Genomic DNA, 16,829 nt, shown 5'->3' with positions numbered 1-16,829 from the left:
CGGTCAGTCGCCGGCCGTCCCGCAGCGCTGGAGCTCGGCGGCGAGCTCCTCGTGCACCCGCGCCTTGATGAGGGTGCCCTCCTCGGTGTGCTCCTCGGAGATCACCTCACCGTCGGCGTGGACCCGCGCGATCAGCGAGCCCTGGGTGTAGGGCACGAGTGTCTCGATCTCGACGGCCGGCCGGGGCAGCTCGGTGTCGATCAGGGCCAGCAGCCGCTCGATGCCCTCGCCGGTGCGCGCCGAGACCGCGAGGGAATGCTTCTCGACCCGCAGCAGACGCTGGAGGACCAGCGGGTCCGCGGCATCCGCCTTGTTGATCACCACGATCTCGGGCACGTCGACCGCGCCGACCTCGCGGATGACCTCGCGCACGGCCGCCAGCTGCTCCTCCGGCGCCGGGTGCGAGCCGTCCACCACGTGCAGGATCAGGTCGGAGTCGCCGACCTCCTCCATCGTGGAGCGGAAGGCCTCGACGAGGTGGTGCGGCAGGTGCCGGACGAATCCGACGGTGTCGGCCAGGGTGTAGAGCCGGCCGGTGGGCGTCTCGGCCCGGCGCACGGTCGGGTCCAGGGTGGCGAACAGGGCGTTCTCCACCAGCACGCCCGCGCCGGTGAGCCGGTTGAGCAGCGAGGACTTGCCCGCGTTGGTGTAACCGGCGATGGCGACCGACGGGATCTTGTTGCGGCGGCGTTCCTGGCGCTTGATGTCGCGCCCGGTCTTCATCTCCGCGATCTCCCGGCGCATCTTCGCCATCTTCTCGCGGATCCGCCGGCGGTCCGTCTCGATCTTGGTCTCACCGGGGCCACGCGTGGCCATGCCACCGCCGCCGCCACCACCCATCTGCCGGGAGAGCGACTGACCCCAGCCACGCAGCCGCGGCAGCATGTACTGCATCTGGGCGAGCGCGACCTGGGCCTTGCCCTCTCGGGACTTGGCGTGCTGGGCGAAGATGTCGAGGATCAGGGCGGTGCGGTCGACCACCTTGACCTTGACGACGTCCTCGAGGTGGATGAGCTGACCGGGGCTGAGCTCACCGTCGCAGACCACGGTGTCGGCGCCGGTCTCCAGGACGATGTCCCGGAGCTCCTGGGCCTTGCCCGAGCCGATGTACGTGGCCGGGTCCGGCTTGTCGCGGCGCTGGACGACACCGTCGAGGACGAGGGCACCGGCGGTCTCGGCGAGGGCGGCGAGCTCCGCGAGGGAGTTCTCCGCGTCCTGCACCGACCCGGAGGTCCAGACACCGACCAGCACCACGCGCTCCAGGCGCAGCTGGCGGTACTCGACCTCGGTGACGTCCTCCAGCTCGGTGGAGAGACCCGCGACGCGGCGCAGTGCCGCGCGCTCGGAGCGGTCGTACTGCTCGCCGTCGCGCTCCCCGTCGATCTCGTGGCTCCAGGCGACGTCCTCTTCCATCAGGGCGTCGGCCCGAAGGCTGTCCGGGAGGCTCTGCCGGTCCTGGGGAAGGGAAGAAGAGGAGGTCATTTGATCCTTACGTCGTTGGGAAGGGGTGGCGCCTGACCGGAGCCACACCGTCGACAACGCGTGACGACGCCCGGAGATTCCCGGGCCGGCGGCCGCGCCGACCCGTCGATCGTGCCACGCCGTGGCCTGGTCGTCACGCGGATTTCGAGACGGGCTTCCAGTCCGGGTGACCAGGCATGGGCGGGGTCGTTGGTTCGTACAACCACGCCCTCAGGAACTGTGTCAGGTCCTGGCCGGAGACCTGCGAGGCGAGCGCGACGAAGTCGGTCGTGCCGGCCGTGGAGTCGCGGTGGCCCGCGACCCACTCCCGCTCCAGGCGTTCGAAGGCGGGTGCGCCGATCTTCTGCCGCAGGGCGTAGAGCACCACGGCCCCGCCGTCGTAGACATTGGGACGGAAGATACTGGTCTTCCTCCCCGGCTGGGGCACCTTGGGTGCGGCGGGCGGGCCGCCGTCGGCGCGCCAGGTGTCCGACTGCTCGTAGGCGGAACGCATCCGGGTGGTGAACCGGCGGCCGCCCTTCTCCTCGGCGTACAGCGCCTCGTACCAGGTGGCGTGGGCCTCGTTGAGCCAGAGGTCGGACCAGGCGCGCGGGCTGACGCTGTCGCCGAACCACTGGTGGGCGAGCTCGTGGACCATGATGGACTCGAGGTACCAGTCGGGGATGTCGGTCCTGGTGAACAGGTCCCGCTCGAAGAGCGAGAGGGTCTGGGTCTCCAGCTCGAAGCCGGTCGAGGCGTCGGCCAGCAGCACCCCGTAGGTCTCGAAGGGGTACGGGCCGACCTTCCGCTCCATCCAGGTGAGGTGGGCGGGCGTCCTCGCCGTCCACTTCTCCACTTGGCGGCTGTCGGCGGCGGGCACGACGTCACGGAGGGGCAGCCCGTGCGGGCCGGTGCGGCGGGCGACGGCGGAGCGGCCGATGGAGACCTGGGCGAGCTCGGTGGCCATGGGGTGCGGACTGCGGTACGCCCAGGTGGTCTGCGCGCCCCGGGTCGAGCGGCCGTCGGGCAGCCCGTTGGCCACCACGGTCAGGTCCTTCGGCGCGGTGACGCGGAAGGTGAAGCGGGCCTTGTCCGAGGGGTGGTCGTTGCCGGGGAAGACGCGGTGGCCCGCGTCGGCCTGATTGGCCATGACCAGGCCGTCGCTGGTGGGGACCCAGCCGCTGCCGGCGACGCGCGGATCGCTGGTGTGGTGGACGGTGACGGTGAAGTGCCCCTCGTCGGGCAGGGTCACGGCCGGTGTGACGGCCAGGTCCTCCTTGACGGGGGTGTACTCGGCGGGCAGGCCGTTGACCGTGACGGACCGGACGGTGCCGCCGGCGAAGTCGAGGTTGAAGCGCTCCAGCCGGTCGGTGGCCTCGGCCTGGAGGGTGGTGACGGCGTCGAGCGGCTTGTCATTACCGTGATAGGTGAAGGCGATGTCGTAGGCGATGACGTCGAAGCCGGGATTGCCGAGCTCCGGGAAGAGCCGGTCGCCGATGCCCTGCGAGGTCGCGGACGGCGGCGCGGCGGCGCCCAGGAGGAGGGCCGAGACGGCTGCGGCGAGGGCGGCCCGGCGGCTCGCGGACCGCCAGGGGATCGGGGAGCGTCTCCCGGGTGTGTGGGGCATGCGTCCACCGCTACCAGCGCCGGGGCCCCCGCCGTCGGCGGCACGACGCCGCCCCACCCGTATGAGCGTTCCGGAAGGATGTGCGGCCGCCGGGCGGGCGGTCGGGCCGCCCCCGGGTCACAGGGGAGCGCCCGCGACCGCCCGTCCGGCCCGCTCGACGTCGTAGACCCCCGGTACCCGGCGCATGGCCCGCATCAGCTCCGGCAGCCGGCCGGCGTCGGTGAGCTGGAGGGTGTAGGTGTGGCGCACCCGCTGTTCGTGCGGCGGCTCGACGGCGGCCGAGATGACGGCCGCGCCCTCGGCGGCGATGGCCTCGGTGAGGTCGGCGAGGAGGTGCGGCCTGCTGAACGACTCGGCCCGGAGCGTGACGCGGTAGTCGCAGGCGCCCGCGCTGTCGGGCGCGCCCCAGCGCACGCCCACGGGCTCGCGCCCCGAGGCGGTCATGCGCTGCACCGCCGGGCACTGCGCGCGGTGCACGGTGACGTTGCCGCCGCGCACGGCGAAGCCCGTGACCTTGTCGGGCGGCACGGGCGTACAGCAGCCGGCCAGCCGGACGCTCGCGGCGGCGAGGTCGGCGCCGTCGGCCGCGACGACGACCGGCCAGCGCAGGGCCGGGGCGGTCGAGCGCGGCGGCGGGCACGGGCGGTCCGCGGCCTGCGGCACCGGCGGGGTGGCGGGGTCCGGCGCCGGGTGGGTGGCCAGCCAGCGCTCGATGGCGATCCGCGCGGCGGGCGTACGCGCGTGCTCCAGCCAGTCGGGAGAGGGGCCGGACACGGTGTCCCGGGACATCAGCAGGTGCAGGGTGTCGCCGTCGCGCAGGACGGTGCTGAGGGTCGCCAGGCGGCCGTTGACCCGCGCGCCGATACAGGCGTGCGCCCCTTCCCCGTGCTGGGCGTAGGCGGCGTCGACGCAGCTCGAACCGGCCGGCAGGCCGATGGTGCCGCCGTCGGCGCGGAAGACGGTGACCTCACGGTCCTGGGCGAGCTCGTCGCGGAGCGAGGTCCAGAAGGTGTCGGGGTCGGGGGTGGCGCGCTGCCACTCCAGGAGCCGGGAGAGCCAGCCCGGGCGGGTCGGGTCGACACGCTCGCCGTCCGTCGCGTCGGGCGTCTCGGGTGCCGCGTAGGGGTTGCCGAGGGCGACGACGCCGGCCTCGGCGACCCGGTGCATCTGATGGGTGCGGATGAGGACCTCCGCGGGCTCGCCGCCCGGGCCTGCCACCGCGGTGTGCAGCGACTGGTAGAGGTTGAACTTCGGGACGGCGATGAAGTCCTTGAACTCGGAGACGAAAGGCTGGAAGCACGTGTGCAGTTCGCCCAGGACGGCGTAGCAGTCGGCGTCCTCCCCGACGAGGACCAGGAGTCTGCCGAGGTCCGATCCGGTCACCTTGCCGCGCTTGAGGCGCACCCGGTGGACGGAGACGAAGTGCCGGGAGCGGACGAGGACGTCGGCGGCGATGCCCGCGTCACGCATGACGGAGCGGATCCGCTCGGCGGTCACCTCCAGGGGGTTCGGCCCGGCCACGTGGGAGAGGACGAGGTCGCGGGTGCGGGCGTACTCCTCGGGGTGGAGGATCGCGAAGACGAGGTCCTCCAGCTCGGTCTTGAGGGCCTGCACGCCCAGCCGCTCGGCGAGGGGAATGAGCACATCGCGGGTGACCTTGGCGATGCGTACCTGCTTCTCGGGGCGCATCACGCCGAGGGTGCGCATGTTGTGCAGCCGGTCGGCGAGCTTGATGGACATCACCCGGACGTCGTTGCCGGTGGCGACGAGCATCTTGCGGAAGGTCTCCGGCTCGGCCGCCGCGCCGTAGTCGACCTTCTCCAGCTTGGTCACGCCGTCGACGAGGAAGCGGACCTCTTCACCGAACTGGCCGCGCACCTGATCCAGCGTCACCTCGGTGTCCTCGACGGTGTCGTGCAGGAGGGAGGCGGTCAAGGTGGTCGTCTCGGCGCCCAGTTCGGCGAGGATCAGGGTCACGGCGAGCGGGTGCGTGATGTACGGCTCGCCGCTCTTGCGCGTCTGGCCGCGGTGCGAGGACTCCGCGAGGAGGTAGGCGCGGCGGAGGATGTCGAGGTCCGCCCCGGGGTGGTGGGCGCGGTGGACCTTGGCGACGTGGTCGATCGCGTCCGGCAGCCGGCCCCGGGAGCCGGAGCCGCTCAGCGCCGCCCGCCCCAGCCGTCTCAGGTCGAGACGGGCCCGGCCGCGCCAGCGGCCGGGAGCACCGTCGTTCGGGGCGTCTGCGCTCATGGGCACCTCCGGCAGCGTCGACCGGCGGTCGGCTCACGCCTCCGGACCGGTGCTTGATGCTACCGAGCCCATCACGCGCTGCTCGCCCGCTCTCGCCCAGAGTGAAACGGATCACCCATTCGAGCGAGCCACGCTGCCGGTCGTTCGGCAAACGGTCCCGGTCCGGGGTAGTGCGCCGGTGGCGGGTGGGCCTCAGCCGAGGACGGTGCGCAGCCAGGACGCGTCGAACACGCCCTCCGCGACGATCACCGCGGGTCCGGTCATCTCGACGGAGCCGTCGGGCGTCTCTGATATCTCCAGGCGCCCGCCGGGGAGGTCCACGGTGTACGTGACGGGCAGGCCGGTGACCGCCGGGTCGAGGCCGTCGCGGCGTGCGGTCGCGACCATCACGGCGCAGGCGCCGGTGCCGCAGGAACGGGTCTCGCCGGATCCGCGCTCGTGCACCCGCATGGCGACGTGACGCGGGCCGCGGTCCACGACGAACTCGACGTTGGCGCCGTCGGGGTACGCGCCCTCCGGGGCGACGGCGGGGGCCGTGAAGAGGTTGCCGGCGTCGGCGAGGTCCTCGACGAAGCAGACCGCGTGCGGGTTGCCCATGTTGACGTGGAGGGCGGGCCAGCTGCGGGCGCCGACGGTGACCGTGACGGGGCCCGCGGGCAGCAGGGCCTTGCCCATGGAGACGGTGACGCCGCCGCCGGCGCTCTCCTTGGCGATGTGCGCGCGGCGGACGCCGGCGCGGGTGGCGACGGCGAGGTCGCCCTCCTCGGCCAGGCCCGCGTGCCGGAGGTAGCGGGCGAAGACGCGGACGCCGTTGCCGCACATCTCGGCGACGGTGCCGTCGCTGTTCCGGTAGTCCATGAACCACTCGGCCTCGTCGGCCATGGCGCGCGCCTCGGGGTGGGCCGCGGAACGGACGACGCGCAGCACGCCGTCCGCGCCGATGCCCGCCCGGCGGTCGCACAGGCGGGCGACGGCGGCCGGCGACAGCTCGATCCGGCCGTCGTAATCGGGGACGATCACGAAGTCGTTCTCCGTGCCGTGGCCCTTGAGGAAGGCGATCTGTGTGCTCACGCTTCGATGGTACGGGGCCGGTGTGACATCCCTCCTGGCCAGGCCCCCGGCGGGGGCCCGTCGCCCGCTAGCGCAGGCGGGCGACGCGCCAGACGGCGAGGACGACCACCAGGGCGACGACGGCGGTGTACCCGGCGACGTACCGCCAGTCGGGGCGGCTGCCGGAGCCTCGGGGCGGCAGGCCGGGCCAGGTGTAGCCGACGCGGCGGGCGGCCATCACGCCCCAGCCGGCCGCGCAGCAGCTGATCAGCAGGCCGAGCATGGCGACGACCGGGCCGCCGTCGCCGAACTCGAAGGCGAGCGGGAAGGCGAACATCAGCGAGCCGACGGCCGCGAGGACCACGATGGGCGCGATCTGCCAGACCCGCATCCTGCGCTGCGGGCGGAGCTCCCGGAAGGAGGCGGGGGCGGCCGTGTCAGGGGTGACGCCGTCCGTCTCCCCGGTGTCCTCGGGGCCATCCGGAGTCAGAGCCTCCGAATCTCCCCCGGCCACCGCCGGGAGGTGTCCCCTCCGGGGCGGCTGCTGCGGTCTGTCACGAGGGCCGGCCTCCATCGCCACGCGCCCTCCCAACTCGGACTTCACGGCTCGATCGAAGCTTGATGATGGCACGCTCCCGCAGGCCGCAAGGGCGTGCATAGCGTCCCGATGCCATCACGTGATCAGGCTGTGACCGCCCGTTCGACCAACCTCAGCGCTTCCCCGGGGAGTTCCGCCCGGTGGCCGGCCGCGCCGCTCAGCCAGTGGACGCGCTTGTCCTTCCGGAACCACGAATCCTGCCGGCGCGCGAAGCGCTTGGTGGCCCGCACGGTCTCGAGGCGCGCCTCCTCCTCCGTGCAGTCCCCGGCGAGGAAGGAGAGCACCTGCTGGTACCCGAGCGCGCGGGACGCCGTACGCCCCTCGCGCAAGCCCTCGCGCTCCAGCGCGCGCACCTCGTCGACGAGCCCCGCCTCCCACATGCGGTCCACGCGGACGGTGATCCGCTCGTCGAGCTCGGGGCGCTCGACGTCGACACCGATCTGCAACGCGTCGTACACGGGCTCCTCACCCGGCAGGTTGGCGGTGAAGGGCCGTCCGGTGAGCTCGATGACCTCCAGGGCGCGCACGATGCGGCGGCCGTTGCCCGGCAGGATCGCGCGGGCGGCGGCCGGGTCGGCGGCGGCGAGCCGGGCGTGCAGCTCGCCGGGGCCCCGCTCGGCCAGTTCCTCCTCCAGGCGGGCGCGTACGGCCGGGTCGGTGCCGGGGAAGTCGAGGGCGTCGATCGTGCCCTTGATGTAGAGCCCGGAGCCACCGACGAGCACCGGGGTGCGGCCCTCGGCGAGCAGCTTGTCGATCTCGGCGCGGGCCAGCCGCTGGTACTCGGCGACGCTCGCGGCCTCCGTGACGTCCCAGATGTCGAGCAGGTGGTGCGGCACGCCCTGCCGCTCTTCCGGCGTCAGCTTGGCCGTACCGATGTCCATGCCCCGGTAGAGCTGCATGGAGTCGGCGTTGACCACCTCACCGCCCAGGTGCTGGGCGAGGGCGACGCCGAGATCGGACTTGCCGGCCGCCGTGGGGCCCACGACGGCGATGACCCGCGGTACGGGAACTGCGTTTTTCACCGGGTTTCTCACCGGATCAGTCTCGCAAACCTTTGCAGTACCCCACGAACGAGCGACGTGACGCGACGCTGCCGGTTTCGTTGCCTGTTGCGAGGTTCCGAGAGCCGGTTCACAGGTCGGTGTCCGGAAGCGGCGCAATGGACCGCCCCGGGCGACGCGGGATTTCGCTCACACCAGTAAGGTAATGGAGTAGATATGGGCGTGTTTTCAAGGTTTCGCCGTAAGAAGGCCGAAGCGTCAACCGAAGAGGCGGCGACAGCCACTCTGACGACGGAATCGGCCGACGACGCCGGGACCACCGAGACCGCCGAGGCCGAGCCGGAGCAGTCCGGCGAGGCCAAGGCGGAATCCGCGGCGGCCGAGGGAGTCGAGATTCCCAAGCAGCAGTCCGCGGAGAAGGCGGCCGACAGCGAGGCCGGTGAGGGCGCCCGTAAGTAGCTTTGACGAGGAAAGACGAGGGAAGACGCCATGGGCCTGTTGGACAATCTCAAGGCCAAGCTCGGTCCGGTGAAGGACAAGGTCGGCGACCTCGCGCAGCAGCACGGGGACAAGATCGAGCAGGGGTTGGAGAAGGCCGCCAAGGTCGTCGACGAGAAGACCAAGGGCAAGTACAGCAGCCAGATCCAGACGGGCACCGGCAAGGCCAAGGACGCGATCGACCGCCTCGCCGAGAAGGACGGCAAGGACGGCGGCACGGGCTCCACGGCCCACTGAGACCTCGTCGGCGACGGGCCGCGGAGCGGGTGCTCCGCGGCCCGTCGCCGTTCGCGCCCCCGAGCCCGTGTACGCCGCTCTGACGGCCGTACGGGCGCCAGGGTGCCGGGAATGAGTCCGGGCGCCCGGTGGCCGCCCAGAAGGGTCGCGAAGGGGGTTCGCGGGGGCTCTCAGGACCAGGTGGCCACGAAGTAGCCGACGCCGTAGGGCGCCTCGTCGTAGAGCAGCTCGCCGGTCAGATCCGCGGCCTCGCCCGCGCCCGCGAGCACCTGCCAGGGCGTCCGCCCCGCGGCCTTCAGCTCGTGGGCCAGCTCGCCGTCCATCGCCGCCAGGGCGGCGCTGTCGGCGGCGCCCAGCGCCCGCGCGGCCGCCGCGTCGAAGCCCTCGGCCCGTGGATCGAGGTAGCCGGGCGCCTTGAGGGTGCGGCAGGCGCTGCCGTCGCCCATCACCAGGAGCGCGAGCCGCTCGTCGGTCGCGGCCAGCTCGCGGCCGACGGCCAGAGCGCGGTCGGACTCCAGCGGCTCGCCGACGCCCAGGCCCTCGACGGGCGCGGCGGCCCAGCCCGTACGGCCCAGCAGCCAGGCGGCCACGGCCAGGGACTGCGGCAGCGCCCTCTCCCCCGCGACCCCGCCCCGCCCCAGCCGCACGTCGACGTCCACGCCGAAACCGCGGAACGATCCGGCGGCGCCCTGCGGGTGCGGGCCCAGGCCGGAGACGCCGGCCGGGCCGATGACGACGAGCCGGTCGGGCCGGGCGGCGGCCAGCACGCCCACGGCGTCCAGGCAGGCGGCGCGCAGGCCGTCCAGCTCGGGTGCGGCCCCGGCGGCGACCTCGGGGACGAGCAGCGGCGGACAGGGGCATACGGCGGCGGCGACAAGCATGATCCGCAGCCTAGTGGGGCGGCGGGTCCGGGTCGCGGCGGGCACCCGGGGCGCCGGGAGGTTCCCCGGGGGCGCCTCCGGACGGATGCGGCCCACGGGCGGACGGACGCGGGTCCGGAAGCGGTCGTGGCCGCCCCCGGACCCGGGTCACGTCAGACGATGCTGCAACCGCCCGTCGGCGCCGGCAGCGGGGCCGGGACGCCGATGCCCGGAAGGCCCAGCATGACGCCCGCGCCCTTGTCGGCCTGGGCGGCGTTGCGCTTCTCCCAGGCGTCGCCCGCGCGCGTGCGGCGCACGCCCTTGGCGGGGCCCTCGGCCAGCAGGTGGTGCGGGGCGGCGTAGGTGATCTCGACGGTCACCACGTCGCCGGGGCGCACGTCCTCGTCCGGCTTGGTGAAGTGCACCAGGCGGTTGTCGGGGGCGCGGCCGGACAGGCGGTGCGTGGCGCCGTCCTTACGGCCCTCGCCCTCGGCGACCATGATCTCCAGGGTCCGGCCGACCTGCTTCTTGTTCTCGTCCCAGGAGATCTCCTCCTGGAGGGCGACGAGACGCTCGTAGCGCGCCTGCACGACCTCCTTGGGGATCTGGCCCTCCATGGTCGCGGCGGGGGTGCCCGGGCGCTTGGAGTACTGGAACGTGAAGGCGTTCGCGAAGCGGGCCTCGCGGACCACGTGCATGGTCTGCTCGAAGTCCTCCTCGGTCTCGCCGGGGAAGCCCACGATGATGTCGGTGGAGATGGCGGCGTCCGGCATGGCGGCGCGCACCTTCTCGATGATGCCCAGGAAGCGCTCCTGGCGGTACGAGCGGCGCATGGCCTTGAGCACCGGGTCCGAACCGGACTGGAGCGGCATGTGCAGCTGGTGCATCACGTTGGGCGTCTCGGCCATGGCGGCGATGACGTCGTCGGTGAAGTCGCGCGGGTGCGGCGAGGTGAAGCGGACGCGCTCCAGGCCCTCGATCTGCCCGCAGGCGCGCAGCAGCTTCGAGAACGCCTCGCGGTCGCCCATGTCGGAGCCGTAGGCGTTCACGTTCTGCCCGAGCAGGGTGATCTCGCTGACGCCCTCGGCGACGAGCGCCTCGACCTCGGCCAGGATGTCGCCGGGACGGCGGTCCTTCTCCTTGCCGCGCAGTGCCGGGACGATGCAGAAGGTGCAGGTGTTGTTGCAGCCGACGGAGATGGAGACCCAGGCCGCGTACGCGCTCTCGCGCCGCGTGGGCAGCGTCGAGGGGAACGCCTCCAGCGACTCGGCGATCTCGACCTGCGCCTCCTCCTGGACGCGGGCGCGCTCCAGCAGGACGGGCAGCTTGCCGATGTTGTGCGTACCGAAGACGACGTCGACCCAGGGGGCCCGCGTGACGATGGTGTCACGGTCCTTCTGGGCGAGGCAGCCGCCGACGGCGATCTGCATCCCGGGCCGCTTCGTCTTCATCGGGGCCAGCCGGCCGAGATTGCCGTACAGCTTGTTGTCGGCGTTCTCCCGCACCGCGCAGGTGTTGAAGACGACCACGTCGGCGTCGCCCTCCGGGGTGCCTTCGGGCGCGCGGACGTAGCCCGCGTCCTCCAGCAGGCCGGACAGCCGCTCGGAGTCATGGACGTTCATCTGGCACCCGTAGGTGCGCACCTCGTATGTCTTCGCACTCATCTCAATCGACCAGGGTACGTGGTCACCCGGACAGACCGCCTCTTCCCTTCCCTTTCCCGCCTCCTTCCCGCACGCCCACCCCACGTGCGGCGCCCCGCGGCCCGTCCACCGGTCCGGGTGGAGTCCTGTGTCAAGGCACTGCCCAAGCCCGGCCGGGCCTGGCAGTATCCGCCCATGGTTCCCCGACTCCCACGCCTCGGCGGGCGCCGTGCCGTACGGGCCGGCGCGGCGGCGGCCCTCACGCTCGCGCTGTTCCTGTGGTGGCTCGTGTCCCTGCACGGCACGTCGGCGCCCACGGGCCGGCTGTCGTTCGCGACGGGGGTCCCGACCGGGGTGTACGCGAAGTACGGCGACCTCCTGAAGGAGGACCTGGGCCACGACATGCCCGACCTGGAGGTGCGGCTCAGGGGCAGCCAGGGGTCGCTGGACAACCTCCAGCAGCTCACGTCAGGCAAGGCCGACTTCACCCTGGCCACCGCCGACTCGGTCGCCACCTACCAGGACCGGAAGCAGCCGGGCGCGGAAGGGCTGCGGGCGTGCGCGCGGCTCTACGACGACTACATCCAGCTGGTGGTCGAGAAGGAGTCCGCGGTGCGGTCGGCACGGGACCTCAAGGGGCTGCGGGTCGGCGTCGGCACCGACGACTCGGGCGTGCAGCTGATCACGCGGCGGCTGGTGAAGGCCGCCGGGCTCGACTTCGACAGGGACATCACGCCGGTGCGGGTCGGCATCGACCGGATGCCCGGCCTGCTGGAGAACGGGGAGCTCGACGCGTTCTTCTGGTCCGGCGGCCTGCCGACGAACGCCGTGTCGGCGCTCGGCCGGCGGCTGTCCATCCGGCTCGTCCAGCTGGGCGACCTGGTCGGCCCGCTGCACGCGCTGGGGCCGGAGACGCGCTTCTACCGGGCGGCGGTCATGCCGGTGGACGCCTATCCGGAACTGCGGGCCTCGCAGTCGGTGAAGACGATAGCGGTCGCGAACCTTCTGATGACCATGGACAGCGCGGACCCGGAGCTGGCGGAGAGCGTCACCCGGTCGGTGATGAACAGTCGCGACCGCATAGGGCAGAAGGTGCACGCCGCGCAGAAAGTGGACCTCCGGACGGCGATTTTCACGGACCCCCTGAACCTCCACAAGGGAGCCCGCCGCTACTACCTGTCGGTGAAGCCTTAGAGGGCCGTGAAGCCTTAGAGGGCCGTCGGCTCGGCTTCACCGGATCACCGCCCCACAGCCATGCCCGGCGATGTTCACTTGCGCGAAGATGGGCCTTTGCTCCCCTTACCGGTCTCGCCGCCGTCGCGCGGCACCCTGATCACCGCCCGCAGCCCCCGCGGCTCGTTCGGCGCGTAGGAGAGGGTGGCGCCGCCGGCCGCGAGGAGGGCGCGGGAGATCGACAGTCCGAGACCCGAGCCCGAGACGTTCTGGTGCCGGCCGCTGCGCCAGAAGCGGTCGCCGATCCGGGTCAGCTCGTCCTCGGTGAGGCCGGGGCCGCCGTCGGCGACCGTGATGCCCACCGTGTCGCCCTCGACGGCGACGCTGACCTCGACGTGGGCCTCCGCGGGCGTGAACTTGAGGGCGTTGTCGACCACGGCGTCGAGGGCGCTGGAGAGGGCCACCGGGTCGGCCCAGCCGGTGGCCGCGGCCGGGCCGCGGTAGGTGAGGGTGACCCGCTCCCGGTCGGCGACCGGCGACCAGGCGCCCACCCGGTCGGTGACGATCTCCGCTATGTCCGCGAGCTGGAGGTCCGCCGCCGCGTGCTCGGCCAGGGCCAGGTCCAGCAGGTCGTCGAGGACGCGGGCGAGGCGGTTGCCCTCGGTCCGGACGGAGGCGATCTCCTCATGGTCGTCGGGCAGGTCGAGGGCGAGCAGCTCGATGCGGAGCAGCAGGGCGGAGAGGGGGTTGCGCAGCTGGTGCGAGGCGTCGGCGACGAAGGCGCGCTGCTGCTCCAGGACCGTCTCGACGTTGTCGGCCATCTCGTTGAACGACCGGGCCAGGCGGCGCAGCTCGGGTGGCCCGCTGTCCACCGCGACGCGGGAGTTCATCCGGCCCGTGGCTATGCCGTGGGTGGCCGCGTCGAGCGTCCGTACGGGCCGCAGCACCCAGCCGGTGAGGCGGAAGGCGGCTGCCACCGCGACGAGCATGGCCGCGGTCTCCCCGGCCACCAGGAGCAGCCAGGAGTGCAGGATCCTGGAGCGCAGCGCCCCGGTCGGCGAGTCGGTGACGACGACGGCGACCACGTCGCCGTCGCGGATGACCGGCGAGGCGACGGTCAGCCGGGTATGCCGTAATGGCCAGACCTGGCTGGGGTCGTGGCTGCGCCGTCCCGCCAGGGCCTCCTGGAAGGCGCGCTGTCCCTCGCCCTCGGGAGGTACGGACCAGCCCGCCGGGGCGACAGCCATGGCCCGCCCTTCGCGGTAGAAGATGCCCACCTTGATGTCGTAGACGTCCTCATAGCGCAGGAGTTCGTCGCGCAGGGTGTTGAGCCGCTCGTCGTTCCCGGCGTCGGGGTCGAAGGGCCGGGCGGTGACGTACTGGGCGAGCGAGGCGAAGCGGGCCGTGTCGTCGATGCGGTCGACGACCAGCCGCTGCTGCTCGGCCGCGGCGATGCTGCCGGCCAGCGGGAAGCCCAGGGCCAGCAGGACGCCCGCGAGCAGGATGATGAGGAGCGGGAGGAGTCGGGTGCGCACGGGTCGGGCCGGCCCCTCACGCGGCCGGGACGACGATTTTGTAGCCGACGCCGCGCACCGTCTCGATGAGGGCGGGCATCCGCAGCTTGGCGCGGAGCGAGGCGACGTGCACCTCCAGAGTGCGCCCCGTGCCCTCCCAACTGGTGCGCCAGACCTCGCTGATGATCTGTTCCCGGCGGAAGACGACGCCCGGGCGCTGGGCGAGCAGGGCCAGCAGATCGAACTCCTTACGGGTGAGCGGGACGGTGGCGCCGCCCACGGAGACCTGGCGGTTGGGGAGCTCGATGGTGAGCGGGCCCAGGCGCAGGGGCTGCGGCTCCTCGGTGCCGCGCTGCTCCTCCGGGCCGCCGCTGTCGGTGGGCGGGGTGCGGCGGGCCACCGCGTGGATGCGGGCGAGGAGTTCGCCGGTGTCGTAGGGCTTCACCACGTAGTCGTCGGCGCCGAGGTTGAGGCCGTGGATCTTCGACCGGGTGTCGGCGCGGGCGGTGACCATGATGACGGGCGTGGTGGTGCGCTTGCGGATCTTGCCGCAGACCTCGAAGCCGTCCTGGTCGGGCAGGCCGAGGTCGAGCAGGACGACGGCGAACGGCGCGCCCGCGTCGGGCAGCAGCGCGCGCAGGGCCTCCTCGCCGCTGCGGGCGTGCGTGACGTAGAACCCGTGCCGGGCGAGGACGGCCGCCAGCGCCGCGGCCACGTGATCGTCGTCCTCCACGAGCAGAAGTCTCATCCGCCTCCCTCCGTACGGCCCGCGTGCGGTTGTGGCAACGCTGTGGCAACACCGCATCCACGCTGATGGACGCCCACCTCGTCAAGGGGGTTGTAGGTGTGAGGGCGCTTCCGTTATGCAGCCGGTACGCCCGCACAACCCTTGTACACACCGTGCGCCCCCTTCACGCAGTGTGTCCCTTTGCGGCCGGATCGTTATGCTCAATTTCAGCTCAGATGTAATGACGCTGGTAGTTCACGCTCATTAGGGTCCTCCCCAACCGAGGAGGATGGAGCGAGGAACGCCGATGAGCGAAGTATCGGTGACCAAGGACGCCGCGGCGGCCCCCGCGGACCCGCTGGTCGTCCTGCACAACGTGAACAAGCACTTCGGCGCGCTGCATGTGCTCCAGGACGTCGACCTGACGATCGCGCGCGGCGAGGTCGTCGTCGTCATCGGGCCCTCGGGCTCCGGGAAGTCGACGCTGTGCAGGACCATCAACCGGCTGGAGACGACCGATTCCGGATCGATCACCATCGACGGCAAGCCCCTGCCCCAGGAGGGCAAGGAGCTGGCGCGGCTGCGCGCCGACGTGGGGATGGTCTTCCAGTCGTTCAATCTCTTCGCCCACAAGACCGTCCTGGAGAACGTCACCCTGGGGCAGGTCAAGGTCCGCAAGACCGACCGCAAGCAGGCCGAGCAGAAGGCCCGCGCCCTGCTCGACCGGGTCGGGGTGGGCGCCCAGGCGGAGAAGTACCCGGCGCAGTTGTCGGGTGGTCAGCAGCAGCGGGTGGCGATCGCGCGGGCGCTGGCCATGGATCCGAAGGTGATGCTGTTCGACGAGCCGACGTCGGCGCTGGACCCGGAGATGATCAATGAGGTGCTGGAGGTCATGCAGCAGCTCGCCCGGGACGGCATGACGATGGTCGTGGTCACCCATGAGATGGGCTTCGCGCGCTCCGCCGCGAACCGGGTGGTCTTCATGGCGGACGGCCGCATCGTCGAAGAGGCGCGGCCGGACCAGTTCTTCAGCAACCCGCGCAGCGACCGGGCCAAGGACTTCCTGTCGAAGATCCTTCATCACTGACCGGCCACGCGCCCTCTTATCACCACCCGACGGACCGCCCGGCTCCGGAGGTGTCCGACGCCTGCCGGCCCGGCGGCCACCCGCCGCCGCACCGGCCGTCCCGTCATACCCGTAGACGCAAAGGATGTTCACCATGAAGCTCCGCAAAACCGCCGCAGCGGCCGCCGTGGTGCTGGCGCTCACCGCGACCGCGACCGCCTGCGGCAAGTCGGGGAGCCCCGACGACAAGAGCGACAAGGCCGGCGACAACAAGTCCGCGCCGCCCACGCCGACCTACAAGGTGAACACCGCCGCCGACGTCAAGGACTCGCCCGTCTTCGAGAAGATCAAGGGCAAGACCATCACCATCGGCACCAAGGCCGATCAGCCCGGCCTCGGTTACGAGAACCCCGGCACCAAGAAGCGCACCGGATTCGATGTGGAGATCGCCCGCATGATCGCGGCCGACCTCGGCTTCGACGAGGCGCACATCAAGTGGCAGACGATCCCCTCCGAGGCCCGTGAGACGCAGATCGCCAGCGGTGGCGTCGACCTCTATGTCGGCACGTACACGATCAACGACGAGCGGAAGAAGCAGGTCGGGTTCGGCGGCCCGTACTACATCGCCGGACAGGACCTGCTGGTGAAGGCCGACAGCGACATCAAGGGCCCGGACGACCTCAAGGGCAAGAAGGTCTGCTCGGCGAGCGGTTCCACACCGCTCAAGCGGATCAAGGAGCCCAAGTACGGCGTGGCCGAGGCCAAGGCGCAGCAGACCTACCAGCTCTGTGTGCAGGAGGTCGTCAACGGCACGGCGGACGCCCTCACCACGGACGACTCGATCCTCAAGGGCTACGCCGCGCAGAACAAGGGCGCCTTGAAGGTCGTCGGCAACCCGTTCTCCAAGGAGCCCTACGGCGTCGGCCTCAAGAAGGAGGACAAGGCGCTGCGGAACGCCGTCAACGACGCCCTGGAGGCGCACATGAAGAACGGCGACTGGAAGAAGGCGTACGACGCCACGCTCGGGCTCTCCGGCGTCGCGGCCTCGAACCCGCCGGCGGTCGACCGCTACTGACCTGCGGTCGGCGTCCGACCGGTCCCGCGGCGGCGGCCGGAGCCCTGGATCC

The 16,829-nt window shown here is 72.0% G+C and carries 15 protein-coding genes; 5 read left to right on the top strand and 10 right to left on the bottom strand.

All coding sequences use genetic code 11. The annotated features are described in order from the left end of the window. Positions 1 to 3: 3 nt before the first annotated feature. From hflX to miaA, 6 genes are all read right to left on the bottom strand, one after another. Entirely contained in the window at positions 4 to 1,482 is a 1,479-nt protein-coding gene (gene hflX / locus LUZ64_RS31275) for a GTPase HflX (protein ID WP_095578959.1), read from the bottom strand. 133 nt (positions 1,483 to 1,615) lie between these two features. Continuing rightward, entirely contained in the window at positions 1,616 to 3,088 is a 1,473-nt protein-coding gene (locus LUZ64_RS31270; protein WP_211304921.1) for a M1 family metallopeptidase, read from the bottom strand. 117 nt (positions 3,089 to 3,205) lie between these two features. Beyond that, a complete protein-coding gene (locus LUZ64_RS31265) occupies positions 3,206 to 5,335 on the bottom strand; it encodes a RelA/SpoT family protein (protein WP_095578960.1) in 2,130 nt (709 codons plus the stop codon). Positions 5,336 to 5,527: 192 nt separating this feature from the next. Next, the gene (dapF, locus tag LUZ64_RS31260) at positions 5,528 to 6,406 is read right to left on the bottom strand and encodes a diaminopimelate epimerase (protein WP_095578961.1); all 879 of its coding nucleotides are present in this window, start codon (positions 6,404 to 6,406) and stop codon (positions 5,528 to 5,530) included. Positions 6,407 to 6,473: 67 nt separating this feature from the next. Further along, a complete protein-coding gene (locus LUZ64_RS31255; RefSeq protein ID WP_095578962.1) occupies positions 6,474 to 6,959 on the bottom strand; it encodes a hypothetical protein in 486 nt (161 codons plus the stop codon). 107 nt (positions 6,960 to 7,066) lie between these two features. Then, positions 7,067 to 8,005, bottom strand: a complete 939-nt coding sequence (miaA, locus tag LUZ64_RS31250) for a tRNA (adenosine(37)-N6)-dimethylallyltransferase MiaA (protein WP_095578963.1) — start codon at positions 8,003 to 8,005, stop codon at positions 7,067 to 7,069. Positions 8,006 to 8,200: 195 nt separating this feature from the next. On the opposite strand from miaA, the gene LUZ64_RS31245 reads away from it, so the two are divergent. Beyond that, positions 8,201 to 8,443: a hypothetical protein gene (locus LUZ64_RS31245; RefSeq protein ID WP_095578964.1), complete on the top strand. Its 243-nt coding sequence runs from the start codon at positions 8,201 to 8,203 to the stop codon at positions 8,441 to 8,443. Positions 8,444 to 8,473: 30 nt separating this feature from the next. Further along, complete coding sequence (locus LUZ64_RS31240) at positions 8,474 to 8,719, top strand: antitoxin (RefSeq protein ID WP_095578965.1); 246 nt, start codon at positions 8,474 to 8,476, stop codon at positions 8,717 to 8,719. Between the two features lie 170 nt (positions 8,720 to 8,889). Here the strand turns inward: LUZ64_RS31240 and LUZ64_RS31235 are convergent, their stop codons facing one another. Both LUZ64_RS31235 and miaB read right to left on the bottom strand, forming a co-directional pair. Beyond that, the gene (locus LUZ64_RS31235) at positions 8,890 to 9,600 is read right to left on the bottom strand and encodes a class III extradiol dioxygenase subunit B-like domain-containing protein (RefSeq protein ID WP_095578966.1); all 711 of its coding nucleotides are present in this window, start codon (positions 9,598 to 9,600) and stop codon (positions 8,890 to 8,892) included. A gap of 152 nt (positions 9,601 to 9,752) precedes the next feature. Next, a complete protein-coding gene (gene miaB / locus LUZ64_RS31230) occupies positions 9,753 to 11,243 on the bottom strand; it encodes a tRNA (N6-isopentenyl adenosine(37)-C2)-methylthiotransferase MiaB (protein WP_095578967.1) in 1,491 nt (496 codons plus the stop codon). Positions 11,244 to 11,417: 174 nt separating this feature from the next. On the opposite strand from miaB, the gene LUZ64_RS31225 reads away from it, so the two are divergent. Further along, positions 11,418 to 12,416 (top strand): TAXI family TRAP transporter solute-binding subunit, encoded by a 999-nt coding sequence (locus LUZ64_RS31225; protein WP_095578991.1) that lies wholly within the window; start codon positions 11,418 to 11,420, stop codon positions 12,414 to 12,416. Between the two features lie 74 nt (positions 12,417 to 12,490). On the opposite strand, the gene LUZ64_RS31220 is transcribed toward LUZ64_RS31225, so the two are convergent. Together LUZ64_RS31220 and LUZ64_RS31215 are read right to left on the bottom strand one after the other, a co-directional pair. Continuing rightward, complete coding sequence (locus LUZ64_RS31220; RefSeq protein ID WP_095578968.1) at positions 12,491 to 13,930, bottom strand: sensor histidine kinase; 1,440 nt, start codon at positions 13,928 to 13,930, stop codon at positions 12,491 to 12,493. A gap of 16 nt (positions 13,931 to 13,946) precedes the next feature. Beyond that, entirely contained in the window at positions 13,947 to 14,657 is a 711-nt protein-coding gene (locus tag LUZ64_RS31215) for a response regulator transcription factor (protein WP_095578969.1), read from the bottom strand. Between the two features lie 286 nt (positions 14,658 to 14,943). Here LUZ64_RS31215 and LUZ64_RS31210 point away from each other — a divergent pair, with 286 nt between their 5' ends. Together LUZ64_RS31210 and LUZ64_RS31205 are read left to right on the top strand one after the other, a co-directional pair. Continuing rightward, the gene (locus tag LUZ64_RS31210) at positions 14,944 to 15,723 is read left to right on the top strand and encodes an amino acid ABC transporter ATP-binding protein (RefSeq protein WP_095578970.1); all 780 of its coding nucleotides are present in this window, start codon (positions 14,944 to 14,946) and stop codon (positions 15,721 to 15,723) included. Positions 15,724 to 15,856: 133 nt separating this feature from the next. Then, a complete protein-coding gene (locus LUZ64_RS31205; RefSeq protein ID WP_095578971.1) occupies positions 15,857 to 16,777 on the top strand; it encodes a glutamate ABC transporter substrate-binding protein in 921 nt (306 codons plus the stop codon). Positions 16,778 to 16,829: the final 52 nt, after the last annotated feature.

This window comes from Streptomyces albireticuli, assembly GCF_021228125.1.
Classification (GTDB): Bacteria; Actinomycetota; Actinomycetes; order Streptomycetales; family Streptomycetaceae; genus Streptomyces; species Streptomyces albireticuli.
Note: the sequence above shows the minus strand (reverse complement) of the source record. Positions and strands in the feature narration are given on the sequence as shown.